Annotated in this window: 12 protein-coding genes; 7 read left to right on the forward strand and 5 right to left on the reverse strand. The window is 41.5% G+C overall.

What is annotated here, in order from left to right; all coding sequences use genetic code 11:
- Positions 1-54: 54 nt before the first annotated feature.
- From Q4A89_RS06110 to Q4A89_RS06120, 3 genes are all read right to left on the reverse strand, one after another.
- Positions 55-1,470 carry an RNA-binding domain-containing protein gene (locus Q4A89_RS06110; protein ID WP_303184351.1) on the reverse strand — a complete coding sequence of 472 codons (1,416 nt, stop codon included), beginning with the start codon at positions 1,468-1,470 and terminating at the stop codon, positions 55-57.
- A gap of 197 nt (positions 1,471-1,667) precedes the next feature.
- Positions 1,668-1,862: a helix-turn-helix domain-containing protein gene (locus tag Q4A89_RS06115; RefSeq protein ID WP_053444525.1), complete on the reverse strand. Its 195-nt coding sequence runs from the start codon at positions 1,860-1,862 to the stop codon at positions 1,668-1,670.
- Positions 1,859-2,101 carry a hypothetical protein gene (locus Q4A89_RS06120; protein ID WP_303184352.1) on the reverse strand — a complete coding sequence of 81 codons (243 nt, stop codon included), beginning with the start codon at positions 2,099-2,101 and terminating at the stop codon, positions 1,859-1,861. The genes Q4A89_RS06115 and Q4A89_RS06120 overlap by 4 nt, the downstream gene beginning before the upstream one ends.
- A gap of 457 nt (positions 2,102-2,558) precedes the next feature.
- On the opposite strand from Q4A89_RS06120, the gene Q4A89_RS06125 reads away from it, so the two are divergent.
- The 4 genes from Q4A89_RS06125 (at position 2,559) to Q4A89_RS06140 (ending at position 8,986) form a co-directional block, all read left to right on the forward strand.
- Positions 2,559-6,227, forward strand: coding sequence for an AAA domain-containing protein (locus tag Q4A89_RS06125; RefSeq protein ID WP_303184353.1), 3,669 nt, complete (start codon positions 2,559-2,561; stop codon positions 6,225-6,227).
- Between the two features lie 137 nt (positions 6,228-6,364).
- A complete protein-coding gene (locus tag Q4A89_RS06130; protein ID WP_303184354.1) occupies positions 6,365-6,751 on the forward strand; it encodes a diacylglycerol kinase family protein in 387 nt (128 codons plus the stop codon).
- Between the two features lie 224 nt (positions 6,752-6,975).
- Positions 6,976-7,731 (forward strand): tRNA threonylcarbamoyladenosine dehydratase, encoded by a 756-nt coding sequence (locus Q4A89_RS06135; protein ID WP_303184355.1) that lies wholly within the window; start codon positions 6,976-6,978, stop codon positions 7,729-7,731.
- 154 nt (positions 7,732-7,885) lie between these two features.
- Positions 7,886-8,986 (forward strand): mechanosensitive ion channel family protein, encoded by a 1,101-nt coding sequence (locus Q4A89_RS06140; protein ID WP_303184356.1) that lies wholly within the window; start codon positions 7,886-7,888, stop codon positions 8,984-8,986.
- Between the two features lie 80 nt (positions 8,987-9,066).
- Here Q4A89_RS06140 and Q4A89_RS06145 read toward each other — a convergent pair whose 3' ends face one another.
- Positions 9,067-9,546: a Dps family protein gene (locus Q4A89_RS06145; RefSeq protein WP_303184357.1), complete on the reverse strand. Its 480-nt coding sequence runs from the start codon at positions 9,544-9,546 to the stop codon at positions 9,067-9,069.
- Positions 9,547-9,662: 116 nt separating this feature from the next.
- Between Q4A89_RS06145 and Q4A89_RS06150 the strand changes: the two genes are divergently transcribed.
- The 3 genes from Q4A89_RS06150 to Q4A89_RS06160 all read left to right on the forward strand — a co-directional run bounded on the left by Q4A89_RS06150 (position 9,663) and on the right by Q4A89_RS06160 (position 11,101).
- Positions 9,663-10,622 (forward strand): hydrogen peroxide-inducible genes activator, encoded by a 960-nt coding sequence (locus Q4A89_RS06150; RefSeq protein WP_303184358.1) that lies wholly within the window; start codon positions 9,663-9,665, stop codon positions 10,620-10,622.
- A 107-nt stretch (positions 10,623-10,729) separates the two neighbouring features.
- Positions 10,730-10,891 (forward strand): rubredoxin, encoded by a 162-nt coding sequence (rd, locus tag Q4A89_RS06155; protein ID WP_303184359.1) that lies wholly within the window; start codon positions 10,730-10,732, stop codon positions 10,889-10,891.
- Between the two features lie 54 nt (positions 10,892-10,945).
- On the forward strand, positions 10,946-11,101 hold the full coding sequence (locus Q4A89_RS06160) for a hypothetical protein (protein WP_303184360.1): 156 nt from the start codon (positions 10,946-10,948) through the stop codon (positions 11,099-11,101).
- Between the two features lie 6 nt (positions 11,102-11,107).
- Here the strand turns inward: Q4A89_RS06160 and Q4A89_RS06165 are convergent, their stop codons facing one another.
- Complete coding sequence (locus Q4A89_RS06165; RefSeq protein WP_303184384.1) at positions 11,108-11,575, reverse strand: C-GCAxxG-C-C family protein; 468 nt, start codon at positions 11,573-11,575, stop codon at positions 11,108-11,110.
- Positions 11,576-11,681 lie beyond the last annotated feature (106 nt).

Below are 11,681 nucleotides of genomic sequence, written 5' to 3' on the forward strand. Positions count from 1 at the left end.
CCGATTATATTGTCTCCTCTTTCGAGGGCTTGAGAGACCTTTTGAGAGATAATATCATTTGATTGTTTCCTTCGTTCGATACTTCTGGTTCTTACTTTGGGGCTTTTCGGGAATGGTCATTTCGATCTTTTGCTGCTCTAATAAAGGACGGAGGTATTTCTTATGAAAATGATCGCGGTTTCTTAAACCCACAAACTCCATCATCTCTTCTCTGCTGCGAGGCGTTTGGCAGAAAGAAAGTAACAAGGCGATTTTATCATGTATGGTGTCATGTATGGCATCATGTGGGGTAACAGACTCAGAACGATAATTAACATTCGGAATCGTCAGGAAGAAGTCATTCTGTTTATTCACAAGGAAAAACGGTTTTTTTTCTTCCGTATAGCCATAAAGATTCTTCGTTGCTTCAAAGATTTTCTTTATCCCGCTTCCCCGACGCTCCATATATCTTAACCGGCTGAAAATGTCAGCTAATATCGGATTACGCCTTTTAGAAATATAAGAGCCGTCGCTCATGGGCTCCAATTCTCCTCCTCCATAGATCCCCCCGGGAGATGAGATAACTAAACGGTCGTCATACATTTCCACGTGAACTTCAGTCCCTCGAAAATCATATGTCCTATGGATAAGAGCGTTCACCACGCCTTCAAAATAAGCACGTTCGGCATAGTCGGGTTTCTCCACTCTTCCATTAGCTGTTTTAGTCCATCCTTTGCGGGTATTTCTGCGAATAAACTCAGTGGCACTTTTTAACAAGTATATCAGATTGCCACTGTATTCTGCATCATCTGTCGCATCTTCATGCACTGATCCTCTTTGCAACCCACTCCAGCGTGTACAAAAGACTCTGCTGTCAGGTAACGGACATTGGTCGGCAAAAAGCAATCCGGCGTTTGTCAAACGACCATCTTCTACCGCCAGACCGAAAGAAACATAGTCGCTATCTGACATATGCTGATTCAAGGTATGCAAATATGTCGCCTCCAACAATGTAAAACTATAATCTGTGCGCAGTCTCTCCGTTATTTGACTGTCATATGTTTCGTTTCTTCCTTTCAGTATAAGCTCATTGAGCTGATAATCGGTTGCCGGAACAGACTCGTCTCCCATACGTATATATGCTGTATGATGATGATCATGAACATAGTAGAAAGGAGTATGTTTTCCGGAATCCACTCTGACAGCCAGAATATCTTTTCCTTTTTGCTGCAGGGGGATGCACTCAAAAACCGGACGCGGGGTGATACGAGCCACAATCAGCTCTGCAATTTTACTGATTGTCAATTGAATATCCTGTATGCCAATTATCCGGCGTGTGCGATCTTCCACGCCGAAATAGAGCGTTCCTCCTATTCCGTTGGCAAAAGCGCTTACACTTTTCAGCCAGCTTTTAGCATTTTTAGTCTCAAGCCGTTCTTTGAAGTCACTATCACCAGATTCGGCTACAGCAATATCCGTTATTTCCCTCATATGCCTATTTATATATCGGCAAATATACTCCAAATAAATGAAAATATTTTTTGCGATAGGATTTATTATAATATAAATTCCGATTTGTCAATTCGATAATCTTTATTTCGATACATATATATCTATAATTATCTTATTTGTGTACGATAATCCAAATAAACAAAGATGTGCTTTTAACCGTTTTGTTTCTATTTCATTTACCACATCGTTTTTTTATAAGACAGAATGCCTTCTGCCGGAAAATAACGCCGGTTTCCGATTTTGAAAGACGGTAATTTCCCGTTTTTTCCCCACCTCAAAGCTGTTTTGAAATGTATTCGCAAAATCCTCGCTACATCAAAAGCATCGTAATAGATTTGTTCCTCCTTTTTCAAATTTTTCTCTGTCATCATAGTTTCAGGTTGTAAAGATTATTTGTTTGTTGTTCGATAATTCCATTGTTTCGCATATAACTGATATAACTCTTGGCCGTACGGTCTTTGACGTCGACCGTTTGCATGATTCTTTCGACCAGTTCGTTGTAAGATAAATGCTCTTGGGCGTGAAAGACTTCTTTTGCGATTTGTCCCAATTCCGTAAGTTTCCGTTTTTCTTTGTCTTCCGGAGATTTCTCTCCCCGGTAAACGTGCATTTCCTTTTCCCTATTCTACTGTATTGCTTAGAGAACATCCCCCTGATTCTGCAATCTTTTGAAGTAAATAGTATTTATAAAAGAATCATTGTAGAATCCTTATGTTGGATCATTTGATGGATTGCCCTTCGTGATCGAATACTCCAATGCCTCCTCTATACTTATACGCTTTCTTCATTCTACAATTCACCAAGCAAATTTACCTCTGTATCCTCAATTTCCCACACTTTTATTTCGAGGGTGAAACCGAAGTCCAAAAGAAGAAAAAACGAATTCAGAAAACATCTCACAGAAAACTCAAAGATTATAGAAAACATTTTATTTGATCGAATAATTATTAATTTTGCCTGTCAGAATTATATCATTATGATTGTGGGACGAAAAGCTGATTATCAATCCGGGAGATTTAGATTACTTCCCTCTTAATTTATCGCTTAAATCCTTTTATTAGAAAGACATGGAACATCATAAAAGAGTTGCTAAATACTGGAGAGATTCTCTGATAGATAAACTGTTCTCTCGGGGTAAATACAAATCGTCTGATTTGACAAAAACATTTGTATTAAACAGAAAGAATGCTTTTTTGAAAGTAAATGAGAAGAATACACTTAAACGTTTATCTTCGTTTGAAAATGATACAGTCGAAACGTCGTACATCCCGTTTACCTATAAAAAAATTGCGGACCACAATCGCTATGAAAAAGATTATCGACCGGAAATCCTTTTCCCCATAATCTTTAAAGTAATGGTTTCTGAGAATGGTTTTATTTACCCAACAGATAAACCGGTTATTCCCAGAGATCTGTTGCTCCCTTTAGATAAAGACGACTTCTTTATTGGAAATGTAGAGGACTATGACTTATTTATCGCACAAAACGACATTCCCTTATTTGAATTTTCCGAAGCTCACGAATGGGAAAAATATTATTCAGAAATCATCGAATCTGAATACAGAGATGGATTAATAAACTGCTTACGAAAGAATTCGCTCATTAATGGAGAACAAACCACGGAGGATTATAAAAAGCAGATGAAAGTTCTCTCTCAAAAAAAAGGATTTTCGGAAGTTCTCAACAAGTACAATGAAAAGTGGGATGAGACGATTGAAAATAAGCTAACCAACGACTTAGCCTTTCAAGAATCTATTGAGTCATACATTGCAAAATGGGACAACTTTTTTAAATCTATCGAACAACTCTTGCATAAAGTTGTTCAATCAAAGGAAGTCCTTGATTGCTACGAGAAAGTAGAGTCTGCCTATTTTACAGATGGAGAATTAGACATTTCTTCAAAAATCACGGCTGTTTATGAAGAGATCTATACCCGCAAGGAAGATGTAGATTTACCTCTTTTCAAAAACTATACAACAATTGAAGAAGAACGTGAAAGACCTATTGCCGATTCCGGTATTTATTTTTCTAAAAGATTGGGACACAACAACGACATATATCCCTTAGCAGATGCTCAACGTACTGCTGTTTCCGCATTAATTGAAGCAAAACAAGGCGAAATATTACCCGTAAACGGCCCTCCCGGCACAGGAAAGACAACCATGTTGCTCTCGGTTGTGGCTTGTTTGTGGGTAGAAAGCGCCGTAAAAGGAAACGATCCTCCCGTAATTATCGCCAATTCTACAAACAATCAGGCAGTAACGAATATAATAGATGCTTTTGCCAAAGATTTTTCAAAAGGGACAGGAGACTTTGCCGGCAGATGGATCGATGGAATTGATAGCTATGGAAGCTATTTCGTTGCGAGCATGCGATCTGTCGAAGCCAGAGAAAAAGGTTATATGACGGAAGATGTTATAAAAAAGATGGAAACAGAGGATTTCTATCTGAAAGCCAGACACTCTTTCTTGAAAAAATCACGAAAAGCCTTCCAGAACGACAATATAACTGTTGAAGAATCGGTGCAAAAGTTACATGAGTTATTGTTGAAGGAAAAGCACCTGCTTGAAAATATTGAAGAAGCATATCAAAATTACCACGCTTCCGGAGAGCAAATCAGGAAGGTTTTATCTATCGATTATACAGATGAGGATTCGATGGTGAATCTTGGCAAAACACTCTTTGAAAACAAAAAGGAGATTGCTGTAATCGAAGATAAATGGGAGCAATATTTATCTGCGGAAAGTCTTTTTTTATCTGTCTTCTCATTTCTTCCTTTTGTCAGAAAGAAGCGTAATCTGAAGGCAAAAATATATGCTAAAGCGAATCATTTCTTTCAATACTTTCATATCGATAATATGGATGCTGAAAGATTTCTCAGTGTTATAGAAGATGAAAAAGCAATCGTCTCTGCAAACATTCAAAAATACAATGCTTTCGCAAAAGCGTCGGAAAAATATGCCATGGTGCTTAACGAGCTCGAAAATGGCATAAACCTCAAATTAGAGTTTATAGACATCGACCGGAAAGCCGATACCCAAATAAGATTCAAAATGTTTCTAATTGCAACCCATTATTGGGAAGGAAGATGGCTTATGGATATGGAACATCTTATTGAAAAAGAACATTTAAACAAAATCGATTGGACATTTAAAAACATTCGGGAAAACAACTGGAAAAGAAGAGTGAAACTCATGCCTTGCGCCGTAATGACTTCTTATATGTTGCCTCATCATTTCTCCTATTCAAGAAAGATTCACGACAATCTGAACAAGAGCGATTATTTATTCAACTTTATTGATTTACTGATTGTTGATGAAGCAGGTCAAGTACCTCCGGAAGTAGGGGGAGCCGGTTTCTCTTTAGCCAAAAAAGCACTGGTTATCGGTGATACGAAGCAAATTCCTCCGATAAGTAAATTAACGAAAAGCATTGACGTAGGGAATCTCCATAAAGCAAACTTAATATTAAAGACTCTGTCTGTAAACGAAATCGACAACGCTTACGAAGCATTGCAGGCAAAAGGGATTACATCCGACAAAGGCTCTGTGATGAAAATCTCCCAAAACAGATCCCAATATCATCCGGAGAAAAAATTAGAACGAGGGCTGTATCTGTATGAACACAGAAGGTGTTACGACAACATCATCGCCTATTGCAACGAATTATGCTATAAAGGAGTGTTAAAGCCTGTGCGTGGAGCGGTTAAGCCCAATGCACTTCTTCCCTCTATGGGGTATTTGAACATTGAAGGTAAATGTCGGGATGTATTGGGAAGTAAACAAAATGACCTGGAAGCAAAGGTGATCGTTGGCTGGATTATTACCCATTACAAGAAACTGAAAGAAGCCTATAATGGAAAACCCCTTAAAGACATTGTTGCCGTAGTAACCCCTTTTAGAGAACAGGCTCGAAAAATAGAAGAATATTTAACGATTCCCAGAGATAAAAGTTTAAAGGACGAACTTTCTCACATTACGGTAGGTACGGTTCATTCGCTGCAAGGAGCAGAAAGAGAAGTTGTGCTGTTTTCTCCCACCTACTCCAGGCATAATCACGGCAGTTTTATAGACAAGGACAAAAGTATGTTAAATGTAGCCGTATCAAGAGCAAAAGACAGTTTCTTGGTTTTTGGGGACATGTCATTATTCAACAGTCAAACGCTGTCTCCTACGGGTATATTGGCGAAATATCTATTTGAAAACGGAAACAATACATTGTCATACGTTTATCAATATTCGGAATCATTCGTTCGGAATGATTTAGTCTTAAACGAAAATCCGCAGATTCTGACAAATTATGAAGCCCACGATGCTTTTTTAAAAAGAGCTTTCGCGGAGGCAAAACAAAGAATGGTCATTATCTCTCCATGGATCATTTATTCTACGATAGAAAGCAACGGATACAACCAATTGCTTTCCAATAGGGATATAAAAATTACCATTTATACAGACGAGAAGTTTAACACGTACACACGAAACAAATTAGATGAGAGAAAAGAAGAAGCATTTCATTTAACCGTTGATAAGCTAAAAACACTGGGCGTTGAAATCCACCTAAAAAACAATATCCACAGCAAAATCGTTATCAAAGATAATGACGTAATGTGTATAGGGTCTTTTAACTGGTTTAGTGCACAAAGAGGCGGACAATACACCAACACCGAACATTCTATTGTATATCAAGGAGAAAACATGAAAGATGAAATTGAAAGCATTCTTAGGCAGTTCGGTTGATTACCATTCTTAGCGTACCGAATCGAAGTAAAAAGCATCGGGGAAGACTCCTGTCATACCGACGTATAGAACAAGCCAAATTTGATTTTTGCCCGTTCGTATATGTACATCTCGACTTTTTTATCTATGTTTGAAGCATGATTAAAGAGAAGAAAAAATTTTCTATCCGGCGTTTATGCCGGAGTTTCAGCTATGCATTACGGGGAGTCCGTCAGGTGATTTATGCAGAGCAAAACGCACGGGTTCACACGTGTGTGCTGGTATGCGTAGTTGTAGCCGGGATTTATTTCCGGCTTTCCTCTACGGAATGGATTGCGGTTACCCTTGCAGCCGGAGGAGTCTTTGCAGGAGAGACGTTCAACACGGCCATCGAAGAACTGTCGGATGCCGTATCGCCTCAATATGATGAACGTATCAAACGAGTAAAAGATTTTTCGGCCGGCGCCGTACTGATCATGGCTATCACTGCGGCGACCGTAGGTCTGGTGATTTTTATCCCCAAAATCGTCGGGTGCTGCTACTAAGACCTCATTAGTACCATTACTAATACATCGTTAGTAGTAGTACTAATACCCCATTAGTAGTAGTACTAATGCATCGTTAGTAATAGTACTCATCCCCTATTAGTAATCGTACGCATGGTTCGTCTTCTCGGAGCGGAAGATCAAATGATGAATCCCCCGATTTGAGAGAGTACCGTTTTTTGTTTTATCCTTATCTTTGCGCCGGGTTATTGGGCCATGTAGATATGTCAGAAAAAGCGAATTTTGAACGTACCGAATTATTGATCGGTGCGGATGCGATGCGGCGCATGAACGCCGCACGTGTAATCTTGTTCGGTGTTGGAGGAGTAGGCAGCTGGTGTGCCGAGAGTCTGATACGCAGCGGCATTCGTCATTTGACCCTTGTCGACTCCGACTGCGTAAACGAAACGAATATCAACCGTCAACTTCCGGCCACGACGCTGACCGTAGGCGAAGCCAAAGTCGATGTGCTGAAGAAACGCCTTTTGGAAATTAATCCCGAAGCAGAAATTACAACTATCCAAGGCATGTATAATGCCGAAACAGCCGCCTCTTTTCAGCTCGAATCATACGATTACATCCTCGACGCCATCGACAGTTTAGAAGAAAAAGCGCACCTGATACGGACAGCGACACAGACCGATGCCGAATTTTTCTCCAGCATGGGCGCAGCCTTAAAGATGGATCCGTCGCGTATCCGTACGGCTGAGTTTTGGAAAGTACAAGGATGCCCATTGGCTGCCGCTCTGCGCCGGAAATTGAAAAAAGGCCAATTGCCCGGAAAGAAATTCGCCTGTGTCTTTAGCGACGAAGTGCTCGCGAACCAAGGCACTCTGCCCGAGGCTGCTCCCCCCTTGTCGGGATGGGATGCCCGGAAAGCGCGTATCAACGGTACACTGGCACACATCACCGCCATCTTCGGCTTTACCTTGGCGGGGCTCGTTATCAAAGACATATACACATCCATCGATATGGGATAGACTCTGTTCCATTGGCTCTCTCATCCGATGAACAACGGTTCTTCTTGGCATTTTTCGATTCTTTTGTATCTTTGTAGACAACAGGAAGGATGTTGTAAACAGATTCACACCTTCAATAACAGAATTTCACAAATCATAAAAATAAGACGCAATTATGTTAGATAAACTTTACTATGGGAACTCAGTGCAAGACTGGGGGATATCTTTGCTTATCATTATAGGAGCTCTTCTGATCAATAAACTCATCTCGATCATCATTCAGAAAATCATCCGTAAAATTACGGCTAAAAGCCGTACACGTCTGGACGATATCCTGATCACGGCCTTCGAAAAACCCGTCTATATGGGTATCGTATTGTTTGCGATATGGATATCGCTTGATCGTCTGACATTGGGAGATCAATTTCATGAGACACTCAAAAATGTATATGAAATATTAATCACGCTCAATGTCACATGGTTTTTCGCCCGGCTGTTTACAGGACTCCTCGAAGAAAACCTGGCAGGAAAGGACGATGATCAAGTAAAAATTCCTTTTAACATCGACCGGAAGTTTCTCCCCATCATCAAACGCGGCGTACTTATTTTCGTATGGGTGATCGGTGGGGTAGTCGCACTGCACAATATCGGCGTAACCGTAAACACCCTGATCGGAACCTTAGGAATCGGCGGGATTGCTTTTGCTCTCGCCGCACAGGATACGATCAAAAACATCTTTGGCGGAATCACGATCTTTACGGACAAGACCTTCCAAATCGGCGATGTAATCAGTTTCGACATGATGGAGGGCACCGTAGTCGACATCGGATTAAGAAGCACCCGGCTTGAGACGTATGACAAGCGAATCGTCATCATCCCGAACTACAAGCTGATCGATGCCTTGATCACGAATATTTCTTCCGAGCCTGCCCGGCGTATTGTCATGGAGATCGGACTGACGTACGATACTACGCCCGAGAAAATGCAGGAAGCCGTTAAAATTTTACGAAAGATTCCTCATAAAGTATCGGATGTGGAAGAAAATGATCTAAATGTAGCATTCGCGAATTTTGCAGAGTCGTCGCTTGTGATCCGTTTCGTTTATTTCATTCGTAAAGGAGCCGATATTTTCGGAACACGTTCCATGGTCAATTTCGAAATTCTCCGTTCGTTCAACAAAGCCGGCCTCAACTTCGCCTTCCCGTCCAGAACGATTTATCTCGGAAATCATACGGAAACACCCGATATCCAAACGTTAATCAACGAACAACGTTAACGTTACAACATACGACCGGGGCTGTCCCGCATCGTTAAGATGTTCGGACAGCCCCGGTTTATGCTTTCAGTAAACCATTATTATTCGGCCATATAGGTCGTCAATTTCCACAAGTGCGTTTCAATGGCAGAAAGATGTTTGCCTGCCAATGCAACCGTACCGAAATCGCCGGCTTCGGTAGCCACCTTAACGAGGCTCTGATATTTCTCGCGCAGGATGTTCTTCGATGCGATCACTTGGTTGACTCCTTCTTCCCAATCCGATACATGATGCGTTTCTTTAATATCCGATTGTTTCAGATATTCCGAGAAGCGGTTTTCAGGATGTCCGCCCAACATGGCAATCCGCTCAGCCACCTGATCGATAGCCGCTGCTTCTTCATTGTAATACTCTTCATACAGTTCATGTAATTCGAAGAACTTATCGCCTACAATATCCCAATGCAAACCTCTCAGATTCGCATAATACACCTGACGGTTGGCGAGCACATCGCTCAAGCCGTTAATAATCGATTGTACGGAGTTGTTCACTTCTTTTCCCGTCTTTTTTTTCGCATTCATAATTCTATTTATTTTTTATTGGTTTGTTAATATTCTTATTCTTTTTGCATGCAAAGATACGGTTATAAATTCCATTTGTCAAATTGATAATTTCTATCTTTGCATCAATTTTATCAATGAATGGGACAGATATGACGATTCAGCAATTAGAATATATCATCGCCGTCGATAATTACCGGCATTTTGCCAAAGCGGCAGAAGCTTGTCGGGTCACGCAACCGACCTTGAGTATGATGATTCAGAAGCTGGAAGATGAGCTGGAAGTTAAGATTTTCGATCGAATGACACAGCCTGTCAGTCCTACAGAAATCGGGAAGCAGATCATCCGTCAGGCACAAGTCTCGCTTTATCAATTCAATCAAATAAAAGAACTTGTAAACAACGAAAAAGACATCATAAAAGGAAATTTCAAGATCGGAATCATTCCCACCATTGCCTCCTATCTGGTTCCGGAACTGTTAAAGATCGTTCGTGAGTCGGAGAGCGAGATTAATCTTATCATGGAAGAAGTCTCTACGTCGGAGATGATCGAACACATCTTGTGTGGCCGCATAGACGGAGGACTCGTTGTCAGTCCGTTAAACGACCCTTTGCTGATCGAGACCCCGATCTATTACGAAAAGTTCTACGCCTATGTATCGCCGGACGAAGAACTCTTTCAGCACCAAGAAATCGATCTAAAGAACATCGATATCCAGAAAGTATGGTTGCTTAACAACATTCATTGCTTGCGCGGGCAAGCCGAAACACTCTGTAAAAGAAAAAAAGAGCATGAACCGTTTCCAACGGTCAGTTATGAATCAGGAAGCTTAGATACTTTAATGAATATTGTAGATTACAACGGTGGGTTGACGATTATTCCCGAGATGACGGCCATGGGCCTTCCCGAAGAGAAGCAGGGTAACCTCCGCAAGATTAAAGGAGACACTTCGGTCAGGGAAATCAGTCTGATTGTCAGCCGCAGTTTCGTCCGCCGGAAAATGGCCCATGCAATCATAGAGATGGTCAAGACATCGGTGCCGCAGTCGATGCAAGACCCCGAACTGAGTCGTCACATCATTCAAGTAAATCATTGATATGCATAAAAATTCCATCGAACAGCGCAAAGATTCTCCCAAAAACCATATCTAAAATAAAAAAAAACACTATATTTGTCCGCTTAATTTTTTAAACATAATAAAGTATGAAGAAGTATAGATGCATCGTATGTGACTACATTTACGATCCGGTAGAAGGAGATCCGGACGGCGGTATCGCTCCGGGAACAGCGTTCGAAGATATTCCGGACGATTGGGTATGCCCTTTATGTGGTGTTGGTAAAGAAGATTTTGAACCGGTAGAATAGAACCCGAACATCACGAGTTCAAAGGATAAAATCAACTGTAAAATCAGGATGAGGATGATTACCGTCATTTCGTACGGCTCTCCCATCCTGATTTCGTTGTTTTTACGCCTCCCTTACTCTCCCGAAACGCTTAGCGGCAAAACCCTCCACGGCTCGCTCTGCAGAAACAGCAATGGGGGGGGAACTCTTCCGATTCTTGTCAAACCGTAAGGTTCTTCAGGAGCGCTGTTGAAGTTTCTCGCCGACAAGACGGACGGCTGTGGCCACATATTCGGCACACGGACGCTTGCGAATCGACTCGCAAGCAGAGGCGGACGATGCTGTGGCGTCCTTTTCATCTTCCTTCATAAGCAATTCACGGCATATAACTGAGCCGTTTACTTTACGAAACTCTCCCGCCAACTCCTGTACTAGTGCATAATTCCGCATCTTGGCTTCTTTGTCCGACGGATCGGTTGCCGGCTCCATCAGTCCCGCGATGATGGCCATACCGCTTACCGTTCCACACACCTCGCGCATCTTCCCTACTCCTCCGCCCAGCGGCGCTGCAATTGTCGCCGCAAGTTGAGGCTCCATCTCAAATACATCGGTGTAGGCCAATAATACGGACTGCGCACAATTGTACCCTTCCGAGAATAAATGGCGTGCCTTTTGCACACGCTCTTCGACATCAATTGGTTTCATCATTTTCTTTCTTTTACAACAACAAACAAGTGGACTACATACACCACAAAGATACGAAATAAGATTCGTTCGCAGACTTTTAGACAAAAAATGATGACTTTCCGGT

Source organism: Tannerella sp., from assembly GCF_030528505.1.
Classification (GTDB): Bacteria; Bacteroidota; Bacteroidia; order Bacteroidales; family Tannerellaceae; genus Tannerella.